Raw genomic sequence first — 20,809 nt, 5'->3', positions numbered from 1 at the left:
GCGCGATGCCCCTCCTGCTCATCGACTTCCCGTCCTTCGATCCGATCGCAATCGCGATCGGACCGTTCGCCATCCGCTGGTATGCTCTGGCCTATATCTGCGGCATCGTATTTGGCTGGCTCTATGCGCGCTCGCTGCTGAAGAACGAGAAACTGTGGAGCGGGCCAGCGCCGATCTCGCTGGTGCAGATCGATGACTTCATCCTGTGGGTCACGCTCGGCATCATCCTGGGCGGCCGCACCGGCTACGTGCTGTTCTACAACCTGCCCTTCTTCATCGAGCATCCCGCCGCGATCTTCCGGTTGTGGGAGGGCGGCATGTCCTTCCATGGCGGCTTCCTCGGCTGCGTCGTCGCGGTGATGTGGTTTGCCTATCGCAACGGCATCTCGATCCTGTCGCTTGGCGACATCACCACCGCGGTCGCCCCGGTCGGGCTGCTGCTCGGCCGCATCGCCAATTTCATCAATGGCGAATTGTGGGGCCGCGCCACCGACCCGGACCTGCCCTGGGCTATGATCTTCCCCAACGATCCCACGCATTTGCCGCGCCATCCGAGTCAGCTCTATGAGGCTGGAATGGAGGGTATCCTGCTGTTCACCGTGCTCGCGGTCATGATCCGCCTCGGCGCGCTGAAACGACCGGGCATGATCCTCGGCAGTTTCATCCTGATCTATGGCCTGACCCGGATCGCCGGTGAGCATTTCCGCGAGCCGGACGTCCAGCTCGGCTTCCTGTGGGGCGGATTAACCATGGGCATGCTGCTGTCGATCCCGATGCTTATTGTCGGCGGCATACTTATTGTATGGGCTGTGCGGCGCGGGGCGCCGAGGCCGGCAGAGGCCGTTCGTTAGTTCCTTTCGAGAAGGCAGGCCGTGACCGACTCGCCGCTGTTGAACGAGATCAAGGCACTGATCAAATCGTCGGGCCCGATGCCGGTCTGGCGCTACATGGAACTGTGCCTGATGCATCCGCGCTACGGCTATTACGTCTCGCGCGATCCGCTCGGCCGCGAGGGCGACTTCACCACCGCGCCCGAAGTCAGCCAGATGTTCGGCGAGCTACTCGGCCTGTGGAGCGCGTCGGTGTGGAGGCAGATGGGCTCGCCGCAGATGCTGCGGCTGATCGAGCTCGGCCCGGGCCGCGGCACCATGATGGCGGATGCGCTGCGCGCGCTTCGCGTGCTGCCGCCGCTCTTCCAGGCGCTTCATATCCACATGGTCGAAGTCAACCCGGTGCTGCGCGAACGGCAGAGGGCGACGCTCTCTGGCATGCGCAACATCACCTGGCACGAGACCATCGACGACGTGCCCGAAGGCCCGAGCATCATCCTCGCCAACGAATATTTCGACGTGCTGCCGATCCACCAGATGGTCCGGCACGAGAACGGCTGGCATGAGCGCGTGATCGAGATCGACGACAACGGCAGGCTTCAGTTCGGCGCGGCGGCCGACCCGACGCCGCGCTTCGACGTGCTGCTGCCGGGCTTGGTGCGCGCCGCGCCCGTCGGCGCCGTGTTCGAATGGCGCCCCGACACCGAGGTCATGAAGCTCGCGAGGCGGGTGCGCGAGCAGGACGGCGCGGCGCTGATCATCGACTACGGCCACTTGCGCAGCGACGCCGGCGACACGTTCCAGGCGATCGCACGCCACTCCTTCGCCGATCCCTTGAAAGCGCCGGGCCGGGCCGACGTCACCGCCCATGTCGACTTCCAGGCGCTGGCGCGCGCGGCCGAGGACGTCGGCGCCCGCGTACACGGCCCGGTGACGCAGGGCGATTTCCTCAAGCGCATCGGCATCGAAACCCGCGCGGCCGCCTTGATGCAGAAGGCGACGCCGGACATCGCCAGCGACATTTCGGTGGCGCTGAAGCGTCTGACCGACACCGGACGCGGCGGCATGGGCTCGATGTTCAAGGTGCTCGGCATCTCCGAGCCGCGGCTGACCGGAATTGCGGGGCTTAGCGATCTCGAACAGGCTGGAGGGGCCTCATGACCATTGCTTCGTCGCTGCTGTCGGCAGTGCCTGGCCTGCGCCACGCCTTCTTCACCCGCGAGGGCGGCGTCTCCGGCGGCATCTATGCCGCGCTCAACGGCGGGCTCGGCTCCAACGACGATCCGGCCCACGTCGCGGAGAATCGCCGCCGCATGGCCGAGCATGTCGGCGTCGCGCCGGAGCGCTTTCTCAGCCTGCACCAGATCCATTCGCCCGACGTCCTCGTCGCCGAAAGCGCGTGGCCGAGCGGGCCGCGACCCAAGGGCGATGCGCTCGTCACCAGGACGCCCGGCATCGCGCTCGGTGTCTCCACCGCCGATTGCGGGCCCGTGCTGTTCGTCGATCCCCATGCGCGCGTCATCGGCGGCGCGCATGCCGGCTGGAAAGGCGCGCTGACCGGCGTGCTGGAACAGACGATAGCGGCGATGGAGAAGCTCGGCGCTGCGCGCAGCAGCATCATCGCCGCGGTCGGCCCGCTGATCCGCCAGGAGAGCTATGAAGTCGGCAACGAGTTCGTCGCGCGCTTCATCGAGGCGGATGCAGACAACGCGATGTTCTTCATCCCCTCGGTGCGCGACGGCCATGCGATGTTCGATCTCGCCGGCTTCATCCGGATGCGACTGGAGGCCGCCGGCATCTTGATGATCGACGATCTCGGTCTCGACACCTATGCCGACGAACGCTTCTTCAGCTACCGCCGCTCAGTGCATCGCAAGGAGCCGGATTACGGCCGGCACATCCACGCCATCGCGCTGGAAGGGTAAGAGCCTCCAGAGACGACGATGACGTTAGGCCAAATCGCCACCGCGTCTCATCCCTCATTGGTCGCTGCACTTCTCGAATAGCGGCATTTGCCGCTGCGTGCGCACCCATTGCGTCAGCAGCACATCGTAGGCCTTGGCGGGTGGAGGTGGCGGTGGCGGCCGGACCTCAAAACCCTCTTCGACGTCAATCTTCTTCCGATCCTCGCGATGTGCGGAAAATGTGCGATATTTGTCGCCGACCTTGAGCAGGACGATCTCCCAGACCTCGCCAGGTTGCCGCCACCACACCAGCGTCGTGCTAGGTGGAGGGTCTTGAACCGACACGATCTTGATCTTGTCGTCCGCGACCCGAGTTGCGGAATAGATCGTGCTGACGAATGTCCTGACCTGCCCTGGTGAAAACGTGCCGATGACGTTTCTGATCGTCGGCGGTCCGGAGAAGGGTACAACGTAGGTCAGTCGCGCGCCGCAACCGTTGTTCGTGCAAACCTGATTTGGATCCCGTTTGCAATCGACCGACCACGTCCCGATCAATCCAAAGGATCGAATGACTTCCGCCGCACTCTCCTCAGCGGCAGCCGGCACCAACCCAAGGCACGCGACGATCACGCCGAACGCCAAGCCCCTCATCCGACCGTCCCCATGCGCACTGGCTTGATCAGTTAAGCCCTGTGTCCCGCCTGCCCTAGACGTTAAGGTATTTTAACGATATCGCAAGGCGCAATGAGGGAAGCGTCAACCCGTCTGCGCCAAACCGGGACAACCGTGCGCGCCGCAATCGCGGCCGCATCGGTCGCGATTGCTTGCGCGCTCGGCGGCTGTGCCGGCGGCGGGGCGCCGAGCAACTCGTATGCGATGGCGCCGAGCGCGGGCAGCGGCGCGACCGTGGCCTTCGAATCCATCGACGGGCCGCCGCCGCAGGTGTTCGACCGCATGGTGGGCGTGCTCGACAGCGAATCCAAGCTGCGCAGCCTGTCGATCGTCTCCCGCGAAGGGGCGGCCGCCTACCGCGTGCGCAGCTACCTCTCCGCCCAGGTCGTGCGCGGCAAGACCGTGATCGCCTGGGTCTGGGACGTCTACGACGCCAATCAGCAGCGCGCGCTGCGGCTGTCGGGCGAGGAACCGGCCTCGGCCAAGGGCGGGCGCGACCCCTGGTTAGCCGCCGACGACCTCGTCCTGCGGAAGATCGCCCAGGCCGGATTCAGCGGACTTTCCAATATGATCAACGGGACTTCGCCGGATGTGCCGGGGGCTGCCCCGGGGCTGAGGGGACCGGCGGTGGCGGGTGTGCTGCCGGGCGCCATAGCGCCGGACATGCCCGCCTCCGCACTCGGCTATGCCAGCGATAACCAGCGCTAAACCACGCCCCCAGGTATTTTCAGAAGTCCCGGCCAAACCGTTGGCCCGACTCGGGATTTTCGCATGGAAAACGTAGCATCCCGGGTTGCCAGTGCGGCCTTGGGCCTGATATTTCCTCGCCCGTCGTAAACCGTGCTTCCAGTGGGTCTGAGATGTTGAAAGTCGTATCCAGCAAAGCGCGGGAGGAAGCGTCTATGTCGGCCAAGAACGGCTCAATCAAGCTTGTCGCCGGCAACTCCAATCCGGCCCTCGCACAAGCCATCGCGCAAGGCCTGGATCTGCCGCTGACCAAAGCGGTGGTGCGGCGCTTTGCCGACATGGAAATCTTCGTCGAGATCCAGGAGAACGTCCGCGGCTCGGACGCCTTCATCCTGCAATCGACCTCGTTTCCGGCGAACGACCATCTAATGGAATTGCTGATCATCACCGATGCGCTGCGCCGCTCCTCGGCGCGCCGTATCACGGCGGTGATCCCCTATTTCGGCTACGCCCGCCAGGACCGTAAATCGGGTTCGCGTACGCCGATCTCCGCCAAGCTCGTTGCCAATCTGATCACGCAGGCCGGCGTCGACCGCGTCATGACGCTCGACCTGCATGCCGGCCAGATCCAGGGCTTCTTCGACATCCCGACCGACAACCTCTACGCCGCACCGCTGATGGTACGCGACATCAAGGAGCGGTTCGACCTCTCCAAGGTGATGGTGATCTCGCCCGACGTCGGCGGCGTCGCGCGTGCGCGCGGTCTTGCCAAGCGCATCAACACCCCGCTCGCGATCGTCGACAAGCGGCGCGAGCGTCCCGGCGAGTCCGAGGTCATGAACGTGATCGGCGACGTCTCCGGATATACCTGCATCCTGGTCGACGACATCGTCGATTCCGGCGGCACGCTGGTGAACGCGGCCGGCGCGCTGCTCGCCAAGGGCGCCAAGGAAGTCTACGCCTACATCACCCACGGCGTGCTCTCCGGCGGCGCGGCGGCACGCATCGCCTCCTCGCAGCTCAAGGAGCTCGTGATCACCGACTCGATCCAGCCGACCGAGGCCGTGCTCAAGTCGGCCAACATCCGCACGCTGCCGATCGCCAGCCTGATCTCGGACGCGATCACGCGCACCGCCGCGGAAGAGTCGGTTTCGAGCCTGTTCGACTAGTTTTTTCTTTGCCTCTCCCCGCTTGCGGGGAGAGGCCGGAATTCGAGCGAAGCTTGAATTCCGGGTGAGGGGGAGCTTCCGCGAGTCCCGCCCTCACCGACGTTGCGGAGACTCCCCTCACCCCACCCTCTCAGCGCGAGCGAAGCTCGTCGCGACCCCGCAAGCGGGGCGAGGGAGAGCGCGGTCCTCCCGTCCCGTCCCTCACCGATCAAGCAGCTTACCCCACGATTCCCGCCGCGACCTGGCCGCGCAGGCGCTCGAGACCGAGCAGCGTGTTGGCGCAGGCTTGCGCGACTTCGGTGCCCTTGATGGCGAAGTGCTTGCGGAAGAAGTCGTAATGCACCTCGGTCTCATGGAATTGCTGCGGCGTCAGCACGGCCGAGAACACAGGCACCTCGGTGCGGAGCTGCACGTCCATCAGCGCCTTGATCACGGTGTCGGCCACGAACTCGTGACGGTAGATGCCGCCGTCGACGACGAGGCCGGCTGCCACGATCGCGGTATAGCGCCGCGTCTTGGCGAGTATCTGTGCATGCAGCGGAATCTCGAACGAACCGGGCACCTCGAACACGTCGACATGATTGAGGTGGCGTGCCTCCGCCTCCTTCAGGAAGGCGATGCGGGCCTCCTCGACCACCTCGCGATGCCAGCAGGCCTGCACGAAGGCCACGCGTTGCGGCCTGGCGAAGCGTGGATGCTCGAGCACCGGCGGCAGATCCTGTGGAACCGGCGGCGGTTGCGTTTGGGCTTGTTCGGAAGTTTGGGCTTGCGAAGCTTCGACTTGCGGGTCTTGCAACATCTGATTCATGGCTTTCCTCGGTTAAGGACCAGAATCAGGGCACACGGAACGACAAACAGCCGCATCTTGCGATGCGTCTGCCACCGACCGTTCTCTTTCATCCGGACTTTGACCGTCGGCTTCGGAGTTGCACCGAATCTGCTGACCCTTCCATTCGGCGAAAACCCGGCTGGAAGGCGCTCGCGGGCTTAGGCCTTTTGGGCCCTTACCGCCGGTGGGGACTTTCACCCCGCCCTGAGAACATCGGCCGCCCGGGATGAGCGACCTGAACGGAAATATGACGCGGGTGCGCGGCCGCAGCAAGTGCGTTCCGCATAGGCAAACCGCATGGTCCCATGCCGCCATGTCGGTCCCGCCCCGCAGGGCGGAATTCGTGAGCGGTTGCCCTTTCGGGAATCCGATTCCGGTTTGTTCTTCCCGTTAAGAATTGTGGCGGAGATGAGCTGTGGACGAACGAGTCCGAGGTTGTGGACGGACTCGGGACCCAGTTGCGCAGATTCCGCAAATCACATCACTTGATCGCGACAGGCCCGCGTTGATCCGAGGGATCGCAACAGCGACTCCGAGGGGATCGCGTAGCGACGTTGAGGGAGCGTGCGCCGGGCCAACCGCGTGCGTATCAAAGACAACAAGAAGGCAAGAGGTCGAGACGGCATGTCCCTGCTCGAAGGCACTATCGATTCCCGAAACCATCCGCTCGCGGTGGTCGAGGACATCGCCGCCAGCAACAACTGGCCGTTCGAACGTTCCGGCGAGGACGAGCTCACCATCGTCTCCAAGGGACAGTGGACCGACTATCAGCTCTCCTTCACGTGGATGGGCGACATCGAGGCGCTGCATCTGGCCTGCGCGTTCGACATGAAGATTCCGCTCGCGCGCCGACCGGAGGTGCAGCGGCTCGTCGCTGCCGTCAACGAGCAATTGTGGATCGGGCATTTCGATCTTTGGACCAACACCGGCATGATCATGCATCGTCAGGCCCTGGTGCTGCCCGCCGGCCTGACCGCCTCGACCGCGCAATGCGAGACCATGCTCGCCGGCGCCATCCATGCCTGCGAGCGCTATTTTCCCGCGTTCCAGTTCGTAGTGTGGGCAGGCAAGACCACGACTGAAGCGATGGACGCGGCGATGTTCGATACGGTGGGAGAGGCGTAAGGCCCTCGTCGTCCCGGGACGCGCCAACGGGTCCGCGCGAAGCGGGACCCGATGACAGGCTCCGCGCGAGCCCGGGACCCATACCGCGTGATGCCGCTTGTGGCACGCCTTGTTGCTCTGCCCTTCATCCACTAGAACCCCTTGGGGTAATGGGTCCTGGCTTTCGCCAGGACGACGGTTTTACGTGTGGCAACAGCGATGGCGAACGACAGCACTCTTCAAAACGTCACCGGCACCATCCTCCTCGCCGGCGCCGGCAAGATGGGCGGCGCGATGCTGAGCGGGTGGCTGGCGGGCGGGCTCGACCCGCGCCGCATTGCGGTGATCGATCCGCACCTCTCGCCGGAGATCAGCGCGCTCGCGGCAAAGGGCGTTGCGCTCAACCCCGATGTGACGGCGGCCGGCACGGTCGAGACGCTGGTCGTCGCGGTGAAGCCGCAATCCTTCCGCGAGGCCGGCGCCAGGCTGAAGCCGTTCGTCTCGGACAAGACCTCGGTGGTGTCGATCATGGCGGGCACCACGATCGCCTCGCTTCAGGAGGTCTGCGGCGGCGCGGTGGTGCGCGCGATGCCGAACACTCCGGCCGCGATCGGCCGCGGCATCACCGTTGCGGTCGCGGCGAGCAATGTCAGCACGCAGCAGCGCGCGGTGGCCGATGCATTGCTGCGCGCCACCGGCTCGGTGGAATGGGTTGACGACGAAACCCTGATGGATGCGGTGACCGCCGTCTCCGGCTCGGGCCCGGCTTACGTCTTCCTGCTCGCCGAAGAGCTTGCCCGCGCCGGCGTGGAAGCCGGCCTGCCCGAGGCGCTCGCGACCAAGCTCGCACGCGAAACGGCCGCCGGCGCCGGCGAGCTCTTGCACCGCTCGGAGCTTGCGACAAGCACGCTGCGCCAGAACGTGACCTCGCCCGGCGGCACCACCGCTGCGGCTCTCGAAGTGCTGATGGGCGAGCCCGGCCTGCGCGATCTGATGATCCGCGCAATCGCCGCAGCGACGAAGCGATCGAAGGAGCTGGCGAAGTAGCTAAGTTTCGTAGGGTGGGTTAGCCCGGCGGCTGCGCCAAGCGCGGTCCGCTCGGCGTAACCCACACTTTAGCTTCCGCTGGAACAGACCGTGGTGGGTTACGCCTTCGGCTAACCCACCCTACGGTTTCGAGCCCGCGGCTATGCGACATTGACGAGACCGCGAGCGTGGCGGCCCTCGCCGAGCTTGCGCGTGCCCTCGAACGCCTCGACCTCGAAGCGGATGACGCGGCGCTCGACCGCGACCACCTTCGCGGTGGTCCGCACCGTCGCGCCGACGAGGGCTGCTGCGAGATGGCGGATATCGACCTCGGTGCCGACCGTGACCCAACCCGGCCTCAACACGCTGCGGATCGCGTCGCCCGAGGTCATCTCCATCTCCAGGATCATCATCGGCGTCGCATAGACCATCGGCATGCCGGGCACGAAATGCCCGACCGTGCGCTCCGCCGGGACCACCAGCGTGCGCTCGGCGCTCATGCCGATTTTGATGAAGTCGCGTGCGTCCATGCTTGCTCCATCCAAATCGTCGTCCCGGACAAGCGAAGCGGAGGATCCGGGACCCATAACCACAAGCTTGAGTTTGGCGAAGACTCGCAACTCATAGCTCACGCCCACAACCGCTCCCTGGGGTTATGGGTCCCGGCCTTCGCCGGGACGACGGCTGTGATTGCTTCAGCAGCCGGGCTTATCGCTGTGGTCGAAACTATTTCTTCGCCGCGGCTGCGCGTTCTACAAACGTCTTGCCGCCCTTCATCTTGTGGCGAAGCGGAGCTTCGTTGATCTGGATGACGACGGCTTCGGCGTCGACGCCGAGATTCTTCACCAGCGCCTGAGTGATGTCGCGCATCATGCCGGCCTTCTGTTCGTCGGTGCGGCCTTCGGCCATGCTGATGGTGATCTCAGGCATCTTTCTCTCCCTTGCGGCCGAACACCGGCCATTGACGGCCGCCATCAAACAGGACGCGGATGCCCGGGACAAGCCCGGGCACGACGTCGCTTGCGAATGGCTAGCCCCAGCTCACGTCATGGCGCGCCAGCACCTCGCGCACCTTCGCGACGAGCTCGGCTTCGCTGCATGAGAACTGCGCCGGGCGGCTCTCGCGCCATTCCTGGTTGGAGGCAATCGCAGCGGCCGCCTTCGCGCCTTCGATCAGATCCTTGATCTGCACCTCGCCGCGGGCCTTCTCATCAGACCCCTGGATGATCACGCAAGGCGCATTGCGGCGGTCGGCATATTTGAGCTGGTTGCCCATGTTCTTGGGATTGCCGAGATAGAGCTCGGCGCGGATGCCGGTGCCTCGCAAGGTCGCGACCATCTTCTGATAGTCTGCGACGCGGTCGCGATCGAATACTGTAACGACGACGGGCCCGAACTCGGGCCGCGTGTCGAGCTTGCCGAGCAGCGTCAGCGCGGCCTGCAGCCGCGACACTCCGATGGAGAAGCCGGTCGCCGGCACCGGCTCGCCGCGGAAGCGCGAGACCAGGCCGTCATAACGGCCGCCGCCGCCGACCGAGCCGAATCGCACTGGGCGGCCCTTCTCGTCCTTGGTGTCGAGCAGGAGTTCGACCTCATAGACGGGGCCGGTGTAGTATTCGAGGCCGCGCACGACCGACGGATCGATCTTGATGCGGTCCTCGCCATACCCCGCGGCGGTCACGAGCCTGCGGATCTCTTCTAGCTCGTCGCGCCCCTGCTGTCCGATCGCGCTTGCACCGAGGCGCGGATCGATCGGAGCATCTTTGTTCTGTTCGATGGCGGAAACGACCAGCGTGATGTCATCCTCGTTCAGCCCTGCCCCTTTGGTGAAGTCGCCGGACTCATCCTTGCGACCCGTGCCGAGCAACTGCCGGACGCCGTCAAGGCCGAGCCGGTCGAGCTTGTCGATCGCGCGCATGACGGTGAGCCACTGACCGTCATCGGCGATGCTGAGCGCATCGCGCACACCATCGAGCACCTTGCGGTTGTTCACCTTGACCACATACTGGCCACGCTTGACGCCCAGCGCCTCCATCGTATCGGCGGCCATCATGCAGATCTCGGCATCGGCCGCCGGCGTCGCGGAGCCCACCGTGTCGGCATCGAACTGCATGAACTGGCGGAAGCGGCCGGGGCCGGGCTTTTCGTTGCGGAAGACGTAGCCGGCGCGGTAGCTGCGATAGGGCTTTGGCAACGTGTCGAAATTCTCGGCGACGTAGCGGGCCAGCGGCGCGGTCAGGTCGTAGCGGAGCGAAATCCACTGCTCGTCATCGTCCTGGAACGAGAACACGCCCTCGTTCGGGCGGTCCTGGTCGGGCAGGAACTTGCCGAGCGCATCGGTGAATTCCATCGCCGGCGTCTCCACTGGCTCGAACCCGTAGAGCTCGTAGACGGCGCGGATCTTCTCGACCATCTGGCGCGTCGCCTTGATCGCGGCGGGATCGCGATCCTCGAGCCCGCGCGGCAGGCGCGCCTTCAGTTTCTGGGGTTTTTTGGGTTTCTCGGCCATGCGCGGCGTTTACCAGCCGACGCGCAAGGCGGCAACCGGAGTTCTCTTCACCTAGCCACGCTTGCGGGGGAGTTCATGGCGCCTCGACTGCCTGTGGCGTTCCCCGGATGCTGCGCAGCACGCCGCGCTTGCGGCGTGGTGCGCTGCTGATCCGGGGTCCAGACGCGGCGGGATGGGTCCCGGCTCTGCGGCACAGCGCTGAAGCGGCGCTGTACCGCGTCCGGGACACGAGAGCTTCCTACGCCGCCGCCTGCTTGCCCTTGGGCTGCACCTCCGCGGCGTAGTCCCGCATCAACTGCTCGCAGATTGCGCCCGGGGTGAATTTCCACGCCGCAATCTCGGAGACCGGAGTTATCTCGGCGGCGGAGCCGGTGATGAAGCACTCGGTGAATCCGTCGAGCTCCTCCGGCATGATGCGGCGCTCGACCACCTCGATGCCGCGGCGCTGCGCCAGTTCGATCGCGGTCGCGCGCGTGATGCCGGGCAGAAAGCAATCGGCGATCGGTGTGTGCAGCTTGCCGTCGCGGACGAAGAAGATGTTGGCGCCGGTGCATTCGGCGACCCGGCCCTCCCAGTCCAGCATCATCGCATCGGCGTAGCCCTTCCGTTCGGCCCTATGCTTGGAGATGGTGCAGATCATGTAGAGACCGCTCGCCTTGGCAAGCGCGGGGATCGTGCGCGGATCGGGCCGGCGGTACTCGGCAAGATCGATGCGGATGCCCTTCAGCCTCTCCGCGGGATCGAAATAGCTCGGCCAGGTCCAGGCGGCGATCGCCAGATGAATGGTGTTGTTCGGCGCCGAGACGCCCATCATCTCCGAGCCGCGCCAGGCGATCGGGCGCAGGTAGGCATTTGGCAGGCCGTTGCCGTCGATCACGAGCTGTTTTGCGGCATCGATCTCGGCGACCGAATAGGGAATCTCGAAATCGAGGATGCCCGCCGACGCCTTCAGCCGCTCGGAATGCGCGGTGCTCCTGAACACCCTGCCGCCATAGGCGCGCTCGCCCTCGAACACGCAGCTCGCGTAATGCAGGCCGTGGGTCAGCACATGGACATTGGCCTCCGTCCACGGCACGAGCTTGCCGTCGAACCAGATGACGCCGTCGATCTTGTCGAATGAAACTCCCATGGCTCTCTCCCGGTGCCGTTGAATTTTGCGCGCACGCGGCCGCGCGCGTCCCGGCGAGACGCGTGCCGTCCGTGCTTCAGTCAGGAAATCTCAGTCTGTCGCAGACGCGGCGGAGTAATTCCGCCGCCGGTTCAGACGACCTGTCTGATCCAGTTGTGCGGATCGTTGGTCCGGCCGTACTGGATGTCGACGAGCTGCTTGCGCAGTCCCATGGCGACCGGGCCTGCCACACCGCCACCGATCTCGAAGTCGCCACTCACCGAGCGTACCTTGCCGATCGGCGAGATCACGGCGGCGGTGCCGCAAGCGAACGCTTCCTTCAGCTTGCCGCTCGCTGCATCCTTGCGCCACTGATCGATCGAATAGAGCTCCTCGCGCACCGTCTTGCCGGCGTCCCTGGCGAGCGCGATGATCGAGTCGCGGGTGATGCCCGGCAGGATCGTGCCGAGCGGCGGCGTCGAGAGCGAGCCGTCGTCGAAGACGAAGAAGACGTTCATGCCACCGAGCTCCTCAATGTAGCGGCGCTCGATCGCGTCGAGGAAGACGACCTGATCGCACCCATGCGTGATGGCCTCAGCCTGCGCCCGCAGGCTCGCGGCGTAGTTGCCGCCGCATTTGACGGCGCCGGTGCCGCCGACCGCGGCACGCGTGTAATTCTCCGACACCCAGATCGACACCGGCGCAGGGCCGCCCTTGAAATAGGAGCCGACCGGCGAAGCGATGACCGCGAAGATGTATTCGGAGGACGGCTTCACGCCGAGGAAGGTCTCGCTCGCAATCATGAAGGGACGAAGATAGAGGCTGCCCTCGCCGCCCGGGATCCAGGCGCGGTCGATGCGCACGACCTGCTCGACCGCTTCGATGAAGACGTCTTCGGGCAACGGCGCCATCGCCATGCGCTCGGCCGAAGCCTTGAAGCGCCGCGCATTGGCGTCGGGGCGGAACAGGTTCACGCCGCCGTCGTCGCGCCTGTAGGCCTTGAGGCCTTCGAAAATCTCCTGCGCGTAGTGCAGCACGGCACCGGCGGGATCGAGCTGAAAATTGGCGCGCGCCTCGATGTGCGCATCGTGCCAACCGCCTTTGGCCTGGCTATAGCGGACGATCGCCATATGATCGGTGAAAATCCGCCCGAAGCCGGGGTCCACGAGCTTGGCCATGCGGTCCTTCTCGGAGGTCGGATTTGCGGCGGGCTGGATGTCGAATTTCATGCTCATTTCCTTGCCTCCCGCTGTCGGTATCGGCGCCATTCCGGCGCCGGCCTGTCTGTTTCGGGCCCGGCTGGCTCGATTGAATTTGAACCGGACCACCGCCAGCCTTTTTACGGCCGGTTTCCGTGGCCAGCATGCCGCGGAGGACATGCTTTTGCGGAAGGCGGAAGTCCAGTATGTTTTGCCGAAATGCCGCTCGACAATCGCACGGTAGATCTCATCCGGCCGTCGCCGTCTGTCCGGCTATCCCCGGCCGACTTGGACGAAGCCACCCGACGCGAAGCGATCTAAAATTTCGTGCGGGCTGATCGTTTTGTAACATTGAACCCAAGATACGTCAATATGCCTGACATAAATTTCGCGACATCCTCTCATGACGCCGCCGAGCCCAGGCCGGCCGCGTCCGATGGAGGCAATTTGCGCTGGGATATCATCGAGCTCCTGTTCTTCGCCTATCGCGATTTCGTCGGTGATCCCGACCAGGAGCTGGAGGCTTTCGGCTTCGGCCGGGCGCATCACCGGGTCATGCACTTCGTCTACCGCTACCCCGGCCTGAAGGTCGCCGACCTCCTGGACGTCCTGCGCATCACCAAGCAGTCGCTCGGCCGCGTGCTCAAGCAGCTCCTGGACGAGGGCTACATCGTGCAGAAGACCGGAGACAACGACCGCCGCCAGCGCCTGCTATATGCGACGCCAAAGGGCGAGGCGCTGGTGCAGAAGCTCGCCGGGCTCCAGACCACGCGGATCACCAAGGCGCTCGCCGAAATGGGCCCGCAGGATGCGGAGACCGTCAAGCGCTTCCTGCGCGCGATGATCGACCGCGACGATCCGGACAAGGTGCTCGAGACGATCTTCGCCTCGGGCAACCCTGACGCAAAGGAGTGAACGTGCCGCTCGCTGCCACTCTCGCACGTCCGCCGGCGCGCCCGGCCGACGATGCCCCGCATCTCCTCTTGGTCGACGACGACCGCCGCATCCGCGATCTCTTGTCGCGCTTTCTCGCCGGCGAAGGCTACCGCGTCACCACCGCCGCGAGCGCGTCGGACGCCCGCGCAAAGCTCATGGGACTGCATTTCGACCTGTTGATCCTCGACGTCATGATGCCCGGCGAGACTGGCTTCGACCTCGCCCGCTTCATCCGCCAGTCCTCGTCGGTGCCGATCGTGATGCTGACGGCGCGGCACGAGGCGGAAGCTCGGATCGAGGGTCTTCAGATCGGCGCCGACGACTACGTGGCAAAGCCGTTCGAGCCGCGCGAGCTCGCGTTGCGCATCATCAACATTCTCAAGCGTGCCGCACCGCCGCCGCAGGCCGCGACGGTCGAGAAGATCGCGTTCGGGCCATACGTCTTCCACCTCGATCGCGGCGAATTGCGTCAGGGCGAAGAGGTCATTCACCTGACCGACCGCGAGCGCGAGATGCTGCGGATCCTCTCGGAGACCCCCGGTGAAACCGTGCCGCGCAGCGCGCTGACCGGAAACGGCAGCGTCAACGAGCGCGCCGTCGACGTGCAGATCAATCGCCTACGGCGCAAGATCGAGACCGACCCCGCCAATCCGCTGTTCCTCCAGGCGGTGCGCGGCATCGGCTACCGGCTGGTGGCGACGCCGTAAGTCCAGAGCAGTGAAGCGCGACCGATGAGCACGATCGATACCGGGCTGACGCTGCTAAGGAGCGCCGCCGGCCGCGTCTCCGCCGCCAATGGCTGGATGGGCAACGCGTTCAAGGGCTGGATGCCGACCGGCCTCTACGCCCGCGCACTGCTCATCATGATCGTGCCGATGGTGGTGCTGCAATCGGTCGTCGCCTTCGTGTTCATGGAGCGTCACTGGAACACGGTGACGCGAAGGCTGTCCGCTGCGGTGGTGCAGGACATCGCCGCCCTGATCGACGTCTACAAGGGCTATCCGCAGGACAAGGACCGCGACCAGATCCGCCGCATCGCGCAGCAGCGCTTGGGGCTGGTGGTGGATTTCCTGCCTGCCGGCGATATGCCGCCGCCGGGACCGAAACCGTTCTTCTCGCTGCTCGACCAGACGCTCTCGGTGCAGCTCGGCCGCCAGATCGGGCGCTCGTTCTGGATCGATACCGTCGGTCGCTCCAACCTCGTCGAGATCCGCATTCAGCTCGACGACGCCGTGATGCGGGTGTTCGCACAGCGCAGCGCCGCCTATGCCTCGAACTCGGAGATCTTCCTGTTCTGGATGGTCGGCACGTCCTCGATCTTGCTGATCGTCGCGGTGCTGTTCCTGCGCAACCAGATCAGGCCGATCCTGCGCCTTGCCGACGCCGCCGAAAGTTTTGGCAAAGGCCGCGAGGCACCGAATTTCAGACCGCGCGGCGCGCGCGAGGTGCGGCGCGCCGCCGTTGCCTTCCTAGAGATGAAATCGCGCATCGAGCGCGCGATGGAGCAGCGCACCGCGATGCTGGCCGGCGTCAGCCACGACCTGCGCACGATCTTGACCCGCTTCAAGCTCGAGCTGGCGCTGATCGGCGACAGCCCCGAGCTCGAGGGCATGCGCAAGGACGTCGACGAGATGTCGATGATGCTGGAAGACTACCTTGCCTTTGCCCGCGGCGATTCCGGTGAGCAGGCGCAACCGACCGACATGGCGCAGGCGCTCGAAGAGCTGCGCAGCGACGCCGAACGCCACGGCCACACCGCGACCGTGACGTTCCACGGACTGCCGGTGGTGACGGTGAAGCCGGCCTCGTTCAAGCGCTGCCTCGCCAACCTCGTCACCAACGCGGCCCGCTACGGCAAGACCATCGCCATCGCCGGCCAGCGCGATCACCGTTACTTGACCGTCACGGTCGATGACGACGGACCGGGCATTCCACTCCATCTGCGCGAAGAGGTGTTTAAGCCGTTCCTGCGCCTGGACAATGCCCGCAACCAGGACGAAGGCGGCACGGGCCTTGGCCTTGCGATCGCCCGCGATATCGCCCGCTCCCATGGCGGCGACATTACGCTCGGCGACAGCCCGATGGGCGGCTTGCGGGCGAGCGTGCGGATACCGGTGTAGCCGTTGCCTTACCTCGCCCCGCTTGCGGGGAGAGGTCACCCCAATCCTCTCCCGTAAGAACGGGGCAAGGGAGCGCATCGCGCCGCGTGACTAGAATCCGAGGCGCGGAAACCGGATTTCGCGGCGCTCCGTCCGGATTACAACCCCTGCTACTTCGGCAGCAGGTTCTTCAGCTTGTCGGCGTCGCGCATGTTCATCTTGAAGCCGCCGGGCATTACGATGTCGCCGGGCTTCTGATCCGGCTTGCAGGCCCCGAGCCACTTGGCTTCGATCGTCATCGTGGAATCGCGCCCCGCCACGCCGGCCACACCACCTTGCGCGTGCGACGAAGTCTTCACCGTGTAGGCCGAATTGAAATCGCCTGATACCTCGGCATGCGCGGTCGTGGTCACGCCGGCGACGCTGCATTCGGAATCGCTGACATATCCGGTCGCCGTCTTCTTGATGTCCTGCTTGGAGCAGAGCTGCTTGGCCATCGGGGAGAGGTTGTTGCTCATCTCCTTGTCGACGGTCTCGTCGGTGCAGTGCTGCATGGTCATTTCCGGTATCGGCGAGCCGGCACTGACCATCTTCATCTCCCACAGGCCGGCCTTGCGCGTCGGCAGATCGTCCGCACAGGCGGCGCCTGCCGACAACACGAGGCAAACGGCCGAACCAAGCAAAGCAAGCTGCCGCGTCATGCGAGAGGCCCCCGAATCTGTCGTGGCGTGACGAGCAACGGCTCAGTAGAGCGTGCGGATCGGCCGGTCAGCGGTGCCATAGGGCACCCAGCGGCAGGCAAACGAGATGTAGCCGCCCTCATAAGCCTGCACGGCGAGGAATTTCACCACCTTGCCGTACTGCGCGCAGTGATTGACCGCGACCTGTCGCGCATCGGTCTGGGTCGCCATCGAATACGCGATGATGCCGCCGGTGTCGTTGCCCTTGAACGGCGGCACCGGCAGGATGTCGGCGCGTGCCGGCTGGCTCGCCAGCATTCCCAAGACAAGAAGGCCCGCGGCCGCAATGATTCGCATTCCCGTCACTCCATTTGGCTGGTCCCAGTTTACGGCGCCTGCGAGACGCTGAAAAGAACGGAAGGCCCGCCTGCCGCGCCGTGACCGTCAACTCGTCGGCAAGTGTTGCCGCGCTGCACTTGACCTCCTTCAGCCTTCGCGGCACCGTCCGACCTTCGCAGACCACGCCTTTTGGATTGCCCATGCGCGCCCTTTCGACCTCCCTGAAATCGCTCCGCCTTGCCGCGGGGCTCGGCCTCCTGTTCGGAGCGCTGTCGCTCGGCGAGGCCAAGGCCGCCAATCCACTGGAGCTGAACTTCTGGCTGAGCGGGCCGCGCTATGACGGCCGCGTCGCCGATTGCGACAAGGCCCTGCCGACGATCGCCACCCAGTTCTGGGAAAAAGAAAGCTCATTCTGGAATTCCCCGCTGAAGATCACCGGCTTTTCCAGCGTCCACGAGATCGCATTCCGGCCCTGGCAGTCCGACAACATTCCGCGCCGCTACTGCACCGGCGAGGCCATGCTGAACGATGGCAAGGTGCGCAGGGTGCATTTCTCGATCATCGAGGACGGCGGCTTCGCCGGTTTCGGGCAAGGTGTGGAATGGTGCGTGGTCGGGCTCGACCGCAACTGGGCTTACAACCCCGCCTGCCGCGGCGCCAAGCCCTGATTCGGATCGACGGCGCCCCGACGCGCGTGGCCTGACGAATTTTGTTCTTGAAATGTTCCTATCGCCTGCTAGGCTTCGCGCAGTCTAGTTGAGGGGCGTTGCCATGTTTCATTCCAGATTGCAGTCGTTTTCCCGCTTGATGATCTCGCTCACGTTTGCCGCCGTGCTGATGTCGCTCGCCGGCGCTGCGATGGCGCAGGACAAGCGGCAGAATGCACCCGGCGAATTCGATTTCTACGTCCTGTCGCTGTCATGGTCGCCATCCTTCTGCGAAGAGACCGCAGAGCGCGGCCGCGGCGGCGGACGCTCCCAGATGCAATGCGACGGGCGGCCCTATTCCTTCGTGGTGCATGGGCTCTGGCCGCAATATGAGAACGGCTTCCCGGAATACTGCCAACGGCCGGCGCCGCGGCTGAATCGCAGCATCGTCTCTTCGATGCTGGACCTGATGCCGGCGCCGGGCCTGATCTTCAACGAGTGGGACAAGCACGGCACCTGCTCTGGGCTCACCGACCGCAATTATTTCGAGACGATCCGGAAAGCACGCGCTGCAATCAAGATTCCGGCCGAATATCTCGACCTGTCGCAGACCAAGACCGTGGCGCCGGCCGAGGTCGAGGAAGCCTTCATCAAGGCCAATCCGGGCCTGAGCAATGCGGCCGTTTCGGTCACCTGTAACCGGACACGGCTGTCCGAGGTCCGCATCTGCCTCAGCAAGGATCTGCAATTCCGGGCCTGCGAGGAGATCGAACGCCGCGCCTGCCGCCGCGACCAGGTCACCATGCCGCCGATCCGGGGCGGTTAGGCCCCGCGTCCGTCATTGCGAGCGCAGCGAAGCAAATCCAGACTGCCACCGCGGATAGATTCTGGATTGCTTCGCTGCGCTCGCAATGACAAGGGGTTGGGACCGCGTAAGACAACGTAGCCCCGCCATGAACTACCGTCACGCCTTTCACGCCGGCAACTTTGCCGATGTCATCAAGCACATCGTGCTGGCGCGCATCCTGACCTATCTGCAGGAGAAGCCGGGCGCGTTCCGCGTCATCGACACCCATGCGGGGGCCGGCCTCTACGATCTCGAAAGCGACGAGGCACGCCGCAGCGGCGAATGGCTGACCGGCATTGCGCGGCTCATGCAGGCGCGGCTCTCGAACGAGACCGCAGTGCTGACCAAGCCCTATCTCGACATCGTCCGCGCCTTCAATCCGAAGGGCGAGCTCAAGGCCTATCCCGGCTCGCCGCTGATCGCGCGCGGCCTGCTACGTCCGCAGGACCGCCTCGTCGCCTGCGAGCTGGAGCCGAAGGCGCGCAAGGCGCTGATCGATGTGCTGCGGCGCGACGAACAGGCCCGCGTGGTCGATCTCGACGGCTGGGTGGCGCTACCTGCCTTTGTGCCGCCGAAAGAGCGGCGCGGCCTCGTGCTGATCGACCCGCCCTTCGAAGCAAAGGACGAGTTCGAGCGGCTGGGTGAGGCCTTCTCGAGCGCCTTCGCGAAATGGCCGACCGGTATCTATGTAATCTGGTATCCGGCCAAGAGCCGGCGCGCCACCGACACGCTGGCGCAAATTGTCGCGCGGGCCGCAGCCGCGGCAAAGCCGCCCGGAAAATGCCTGCGGCTCGAATTCAGCGTCGCTCCGCAGGTCGATGGTGCACTCACGACTACCGGCCTCCTGATCGTCAATCCTCCCTACATGCTGCAAGGCGAGCTCAGGACCATCTTACCGGAGCTGGAGAAGCCGCTCGGCCAAGGCGGCGCGGCGCGCTTCCGCCTCGAAGTGCCGAAGCCGTAAAGCCCCGGCATCTTTGGGAAAAAGATGCATGAATGGTAGTCAATCTGCAAAGAACCGTATTATGCTGTGTTCGTGACTGGCTTTGCGTTCCGCTTCCGCGAATGGTTGCGGCGGAGTGAAGGCCTAAGAAAGATCCGAACGGACAGAGATGTCCGTCCAAGGATGGCCAGCTCCCGGGCTTCGTGAAGCCCGGTCACGTCGTGACGTGAGTCTGCGTTGCGACGGAGGAGCATTGCGGGGGAGGAGTTTCCCGATGGCCATGACGGGAACGGTCAAGTTCTTCAACGGCGAGCGCGGCTACGGCTTCATCAAGCCGGACGACGGCGGTCGCGATGTTTTCGTTCATATCACTGCTGTGGAGCGAGCTGGTTTGAAGGACCTTGCCGAAGGACAGCGGATTACATTCGAAGTCGAACCGGACAAGAAGGGCAAGGGACCCAAGGCGGTCAACTTGGTGATCCTGTCCTAGCAAGCCTGACGAAAAAATTCCCGGCCGCAAGCGGCCGGGAGGGTTAATGTCCGGTCTTTTCTTGTTGCTATCAGAAGTGATAGTTCACGCCCGCGCGCACAACGCTGGCGCTATAGCCGTTTGACACGCCAGTAATTGCGAACTGACTCGTCGACAGATCGATGTAGAGATATTCGAGCTTTGCGCTCCAGTTCGGCGCAAGCCCGACTTCGGCGCCGACACCCGCAGTCCAGCCCGCGGTGGTGTGCGATTCGGTCAAGCCGAACGTCTGTCCCTTCAGCTCGCCGAAGGCGAGACCGGCGGTGCCGTAGAACAGCACGTTGCTGAAGGCGTAGCCGGCGCGGCCGCGCAACGTTCCGAACCAGGGATTGGAGAACTTCCACGGCGCGAAGGTGTCGTCGGCGCCGGTCGCCTGGATGTCGCCCTCGATGCCGAACACCCACGGACCGTTCTGGAAATTGTAGCCCGCCTGCACGCCGCCGACGAAGCCGGAGGGCTTGGTCGGATTGTTGCTCACCGAGCCCCATTCATAGCCGATGTTGCCGCCGAGATAGGGTCCGGCCCAGCTATAGGCATTGAGCGGTTGATTGACGGTGTAGGGCGCGCGCTGCCCGTAATTGAGATCGGCGGCCTCTGCCGAAGCTGTCCAGCCGGCTGCAACCAACGCGGCTGCGCCCACAATGAACCTCTTCATCACACTCTCCAACGCAACTGCCGCCACGCGTGCGAGGCGAGCGCCGCCGCGCTACGCCCTGCCCGATGGTTACGGAACCAAAAAGCTTTCGCGTGGG

At 64.8% G+C, this 20,809-nt stretch carries 25 protein-coding genes and 1 riboswitch; of the genes, 15 read left to right on the top strand and 10 right to left on the bottom strand.

Translation table 11 applies throughout. The features are described from left to right. The first annotated feature begins 5 nt into the window (after positions 1 to 5). Genes lgt through pgeF form a run of 3 tightly spaced genes read left to right on the top strand, consistent with a single transcriptional unit; the run spans position 6 to position 2,755 of the window. Positions 6 to 851, top strand: coding sequence for a prolipoprotein diacylglyceryl transferase (gene lgt / locus MTR72_RS08960; RefSeq protein ID WP_280968464.1), 846 nt, complete (start codon positions 6 to 8; stop codon positions 849 to 851). 21 nt (positions 852 to 872) lie between these two features. Beyond that, positions 873 to 1,991: a class I SAM-dependent methyltransferase gene (locus MTR72_RS08955; RefSeq protein ID WP_280968463.1), complete on the top strand. Its 1,119-nt coding sequence runs from the start codon at positions 873 to 875 to the stop codon at positions 1,989 to 1,991. Next, the gene (gene pgeF, locus MTR72_RS08950; RefSeq protein WP_280968462.1) at positions 1,988 to 2,755 is read left to right on the top strand and encodes a peptidoglycan editing factor PgeF; all 768 of its coding nucleotides are present in this window, start codon (positions 1,988 to 1,990) and stop codon (positions 2,753 to 2,755) included. Before MTR72_RS08955 ends, pgeF begins: the two co-directional genes overlap by 4 nt. Before the next feature lie 54 nt (positions 2,756 to 2,809). On the opposite strand, the gene MTR72_RS08945 is transcribed toward pgeF, so the two are convergent. Then, positions 2,810 to 3,385, bottom strand: a complete 576-nt coding sequence (locus MTR72_RS08945) for a hypothetical protein (protein WP_280968461.1) — start codon at positions 3,383 to 3,385, stop codon at positions 2,810 to 2,812. 93 nt (positions 3,386 to 3,478) lie between these two features. On the opposite strand from MTR72_RS08945, the gene MTR72_RS08940 reads away from it, so the two are divergent. Both MTR72_RS08940 and MTR72_RS08935 read left to right on the top strand, forming a co-directional pair. Beyond that, positions 3,479 to 4,114: a hypothetical protein gene (locus tag MTR72_RS08940; RefSeq protein WP_280968460.1), complete on the top strand. Its 636-nt coding sequence runs from the start codon at positions 3,479 to 3,481 to the stop codon at positions 4,112 to 4,114. A 194-nt stretch (positions 4,115 to 4,308) separates the two neighbouring features. Continuing rightward, positions 4,309 to 5,262, top strand: a complete 954-nt coding sequence (locus MTR72_RS08935) for a ribose-phosphate pyrophosphokinase (protein ID WP_280968459.1) — start codon at positions 4,309 to 4,311, stop codon at positions 5,260 to 5,262. A 217-nt stretch (positions 5,263 to 5,479) separates the two neighbouring features. On the opposite strand, the gene MTR72_RS08930 is transcribed toward MTR72_RS08935, so the two are convergent. Further along, complete coding sequence (locus MTR72_RS08930) at positions 5,480 to 6,070, bottom strand: 6,7-dimethyl-8-ribityllumazine synthase (RefSeq protein WP_280968458.1); 591 nt, start codon at positions 6,068 to 6,070, stop codon at positions 5,480 to 5,482. 76 nt (positions 6,071 to 6,146) lie between these two features. Then, positions 6,147 to 6,307: riboswitch (FMN riboswitch) on the bottom strand. Between the two features lie 408 nt (positions 6,308 to 6,715). Here MTR72_RS08930 and MTR72_RS08925 point away from each other — a divergent pair. Further along, the gene (locus MTR72_RS08925; RefSeq protein WP_280968457.1) at positions 6,716 to 7,216 is read left to right on the top strand and encodes a type III secretion system chaperone family protein; all 501 of its coding nucleotides are present in this window, start codon (positions 6,716 to 6,718) and stop codon (positions 7,214 to 7,216) included. Positions 7,217 to 7,414: 198 nt separating this feature from the next. Further along, positions 7,415 to 8,242: a pyrroline-5-carboxylate reductase gene (gene proC / locus MTR72_RS08920; RefSeq protein ID WP_280968456.1), complete on the top strand. Its 828-nt coding sequence runs from the start codon at positions 7,415 to 7,417 to the stop codon at positions 8,240 to 8,242. A 140-nt stretch (positions 8,243 to 8,382) separates the two neighbouring features. Here the strand turns inward: proC and MTR72_RS08915 are convergent, their stop codons facing one another. From MTR72_RS08915 to MTR72_RS08895, 5 genes are all read right to left on the bottom strand, one after another. After that, positions 8,383 to 8,751 (bottom strand): thioesterase family protein, encoded by a 369-nt coding sequence (locus tag MTR72_RS08915; RefSeq protein WP_341510305.1) that lies wholly within the window; start codon positions 8,749 to 8,751, stop codon positions 8,383 to 8,385. Positions 8,752 to 8,947: 196 nt separating this feature from the next. Further along, positions 8,948 to 9,196 carry a tautomerase family protein gene (locus MTR72_RS08910; protein WP_280971319.1) on the bottom strand — a complete coding sequence of 83 codons (249 nt, stop codon included), beginning with the start codon at positions 9,194 to 9,196 and terminating at the stop codon, positions 8,948 to 8,950. A 55-nt stretch (positions 9,197 to 9,251) separates the two neighbouring features. Next, positions 9,252 to 10,634: a histidine--tRNA ligase gene (gene hisS, locus MTR72_RS08905; protein ID WP_445819566.1), complete on the bottom strand. Its 1,383-nt coding sequence runs from the start codon at positions 10,632 to 10,634 to the stop codon at positions 9,252 to 9,254. Between the two features lie 334 nt (positions 10,635 to 10,968). Next, positions 10,969 to 11,859, bottom strand: a complete 891-nt coding sequence (locus MTR72_RS08900) for a branched-chain amino acid aminotransferase (RefSeq protein ID WP_280968453.1) — start codon at positions 11,857 to 11,859, stop codon at positions 10,969 to 10,971. Between the two features lie 131 nt (positions 11,860 to 11,990). Beyond that, positions 11,991 to 13,073, bottom strand: coding sequence for a branched-chain amino acid aminotransferase (locus MTR72_RS08895; protein ID WP_280968452.1), 1,083 nt, complete (start codon positions 13,071 to 13,073; stop codon positions 11,991 to 11,993). Between MTR72_RS08895 and MTR72_RS08890 the strand changes: the two genes are divergently transcribed. The 4 genes from MTR72_RS08890 to MTR72_RS08875 all read left to right on the top strand — a co-directional run bounded on the left by MTR72_RS08890 (position 13,054) and on the right by MTR72_RS08875 (position 16,093). Beyond that, positions 13,054 to 13,281, top strand: coding sequence for a hypothetical protein (locus MTR72_RS08890; protein WP_280971190.1), 228 nt, complete (start codon positions 13,054 to 13,056; stop codon positions 13,279 to 13,281). The two genes, MTR72_RS08895 and MTR72_RS08890, sit on opposite strands and share 20 nt — an antisense overlap. Before the next feature lie 128 nt (positions 13,282 to 13,409). After that, positions 13,410 to 13,952 carry a MarR family winged helix-turn-helix transcriptional regulator gene (locus tag MTR72_RS08885; RefSeq protein ID WP_280968451.1) on the top strand — a complete coding sequence of 181 codons (543 nt, stop codon included), beginning with the start codon at positions 13,410 to 13,412 and terminating at the stop codon, positions 13,950 to 13,952. Beyond that, positions 13,949 to 14,680, top strand: a complete 732-nt coding sequence (locus tag MTR72_RS08880; protein WP_280968450.1) for a response regulator — start codon at positions 13,949 to 13,951, stop codon at positions 14,678 to 14,680. The genes MTR72_RS08885 and MTR72_RS08880 overlap by 4 nt, the downstream gene beginning before the upstream one ends. 24 nt (positions 14,681 to 14,704) lie before the next feature. Further along, a complete protein-coding gene (locus MTR72_RS08875) occupies positions 14,705 to 16,093 on the top strand; it encodes an ATP-binding protein (RefSeq protein ID WP_280968449.1) in 1,389 nt (462 codons plus the stop codon). Between the two features lie 149 nt (positions 16,094 to 16,242). Here MTR72_RS08875 and MTR72_RS08870 read toward each other — a convergent pair whose 3' ends face one another. Beyond that, on the bottom strand, positions 16,243 to 16,773 hold the full coding sequence (locus MTR72_RS08870; protein ID WP_280968448.1) for a DUF3617 domain-containing protein: 531 nt from the start codon (positions 16,771 to 16,773) through the stop codon (positions 16,243 to 16,245). 42 nt (positions 16,774 to 16,815) lie between these two features. After that, complete coding sequence (locus MTR72_RS08865; protein ID WP_280968447.1) at positions 16,816 to 17,109, bottom strand: hypothetical protein; 294 nt, start codon at positions 17,107 to 17,109, stop codon at positions 16,816 to 16,818. 182 nt (positions 17,110 to 17,291) lie between these two features. On the opposite strand from MTR72_RS08865, the gene MTR72_RS08860 reads away from it, so the two are divergent. From MTR72_RS08860 to MTR72_RS08845, 4 genes are all read left to right on the top strand, one after another. Next, a complete protein-coding gene (locus MTR72_RS08860) occupies positions 17,292 to 17,759 on the top strand; it encodes a hypothetical protein (protein ID WP_280968446.1) in 468 nt (155 codons plus the stop codon). Positions 17,760 to 17,862: 103 nt separating this feature from the next. Then, on the top strand, positions 17,863 to 18,564 hold the full coding sequence (locus MTR72_RS08855; protein ID WP_280968445.1) for a ribonuclease T2: 702 nt from the start codon (positions 17,863 to 17,865) through the stop codon (positions 18,562 to 18,564). A gap of 127 nt (positions 18,565 to 18,691) precedes the next feature. Continuing rightward, a complete protein-coding gene (locus MTR72_RS08850; RefSeq protein WP_280968444.1) occupies positions 18,692 to 19,549 on the top strand; it encodes a 23S rRNA (adenine(2030)-N(6))-methyltransferase RlmJ in 858 nt (285 codons plus the stop codon). A gap of 253 nt (positions 19,550 to 19,802) precedes the next feature. After that, entirely contained in the window at positions 19,803 to 20,018 is a 216-nt protein-coding gene (locus MTR72_RS08845; protein WP_008544396.1) for a cold-shock protein, read from the top strand. Between the two features lie 70 nt (positions 20,019 to 20,088). Here MTR72_RS08845 and MTR72_RS08840 read toward each other — a convergent pair whose 3' ends face one another. Beyond that, positions 20,089 to 20,712 carry an outer membrane protein gene (locus MTR72_RS08840; protein WP_280968443.1) on the bottom strand — a complete coding sequence of 208 codons (624 nt, stop codon included), beginning with the start codon at positions 20,710 to 20,712 and terminating at the stop codon, positions 20,089 to 20,091. Positions 20,713 to 20,809: the final 97 nt, after the last annotated feature.

Origin of the sequence: Bradyrhizobium sp. ISRA442 (assembly GCF_038085055.1) — a bacterium.
In the GTDB taxonomy this organism is placed as follows: domain Bacteria; phylum Pseudomonadota; class Alphaproteobacteria; order Rhizobiales; family Xanthobacteraceae; genus Bradyrhizobium.
The sequence above is the reverse complement of the archived record's forward strand: the minus strand, read 5'-3'. Positions and strand labels throughout refer to the sequence as shown.

Excerpts from the sequence above, each read along its gene's own strand:
- lgt (WP_280968464.1), top strand. The coding sequence starts at position 6 with ATGCCCCTCCTGCTCATCGACTTCCCGTCCTTCGATCCGATCGCAATC.
- pgeF (WP_280968462.1), top strand. The coding sequence starts at position 1,988 with ATGACCATTGCTTCGTCGCTGCTGTCGGCAGTGCCTGGCCTGCGCCAC.
- MTR72_RS08945 (WP_280968461.1), bottom strand. The coding sequence starts at position 3,385 with ATGAGGGGCTTGGCGTTCGGCGTGATCGTCGCGTGCCTTGGGTTGGTG.
- MTR72_RS08940 (WP_280968460.1), top strand. The coding sequence starts at position 3,479 with ATGAGGGAAGCGTCAACCCGTCTGCGCCAAACCGGGACAACCGTGCGC.
- MTR72_RS08935 (WP_280968459.1), top strand. The coding sequence starts at position 4,309 with ATGTCGGCCAAGAACGGCTCAATCAAGCTTGTCGCCGGCAACTCCAAT.
- MTR72_RS08930 (WP_280968458.1), bottom strand. The coding sequence starts at position 6,070 with ATGAATCAGATGTTGCAAGACCCGCAAGTCGAAGCTTCGCAAGCCCAA.
- MTR72_RS08925 (WP_280968457.1), top strand. The coding sequence starts at position 6,716 with ATGTCCCTGCTCGAAGGCACTATCGATTCCCGAAACCATCCGCTCGCG.
- proC (WP_280968456.1), top strand. The coding sequence starts at position 7,415 with ATGGCGAACGACAGCACTCTTCAAAACGTCACCGGCACCATCCTCCTC.
- MTR72_RS08915 (WP_341510305.1), bottom strand. The coding sequence starts at position 8,751 with ATGGACGCACGCGACTTCATCAAAATCGGCATGAGCGCCGAGCGCACG.
- MTR72_RS08910 (WP_280971319.1), bottom strand. The coding sequence starts at position 9,196 with ATGGCGGCCGTCAATGGCCGGTGTTCGGCCGCAAGGGAGAGAAAGATG.
- hisS (WP_445819566.1), bottom strand. The coding sequence starts at position 10,634 with ATGGTCGAGAAGATCCGCGCCGTCTACGAGCTCTACGGGTTCGAGCCA.
- MTR72_RS08900 (WP_280968453.1), bottom strand. The coding sequence starts at position 11,859 with ATGGGAGTTTCATTCGACAAGATCGACGGCGTCATCTGGTTCGACGGC.
- MTR72_RS08890 (WP_280971190.1), top strand. The coding sequence starts at position 13,054 with ATGTCGAATTTCATGCTCATTTCCTTGCCTCCCGCTGTCGGTATCGGC.
- MTR72_RS08895 (WP_280968452.1), bottom strand. The coding sequence starts at position 13,073 with ATGAGCATGAAATTCGACATCCAGCCCGCCGCAAATCCGACCTCCGAG.
- MTR72_RS08885 (WP_280968451.1), top strand. The coding sequence starts at position 13,410 with ATGCCTGACATAAATTTCGCGACATCCTCTCATGACGCCGCCGAGCCC.
- MTR72_RS08875 (WP_280968449.1), top strand. The coding sequence starts at position 14,705 with ATGAGCACGATCGATACCGGGCTGACGCTGCTAAGGAGCGCCGCCGGC.
- MTR72_RS08870 (WP_280968448.1), bottom strand. The coding sequence starts at position 16,773 with ATGACGCGGCAGCTTGCTTTGCTTGGTTCGGCCGTTTGCCTCGTGTTG.
- MTR72_RS08865 (WP_280968447.1), bottom strand. The coding sequence starts at position 17,109 with ATGCGAATCATTGCGGCCGCGGGCCTTCTTGTCTTGGGAATGCTGGCG.
- MTR72_RS08860 (WP_280968446.1), top strand. The coding sequence starts at position 17,292 with ATGCGCGCCCTTTCGACCTCCCTGAAATCGCTCCGCCTTGCCGCGGGG.
- MTR72_RS08855 (WP_280968445.1), top strand. The coding sequence starts at position 17,863 with ATGTTTCATTCCAGATTGCAGTCGTTTTCCCGCTTGATGATCTCGCTC.
- MTR72_RS08850 (WP_280968444.1), top strand. The coding sequence starts at position 18,692 with ATGAACTACCGTCACGCCTTTCACGCCGGCAACTTTGCCGATGTCATC.
- MTR72_RS08845 (WP_008544396.1), top strand. The coding sequence starts at position 19,803 with ATGGCCATGACGGGAACGGTCAAGTTCTTCAACGGCGAGCGCGGCTAC.
- MTR72_RS08840 (WP_280968443.1), bottom strand. The coding sequence starts at position 20,712 with ATGAAGAGGTTCATTGTGGGCGCAGCCGCGTTGGTTGCAGCCGGCTGG.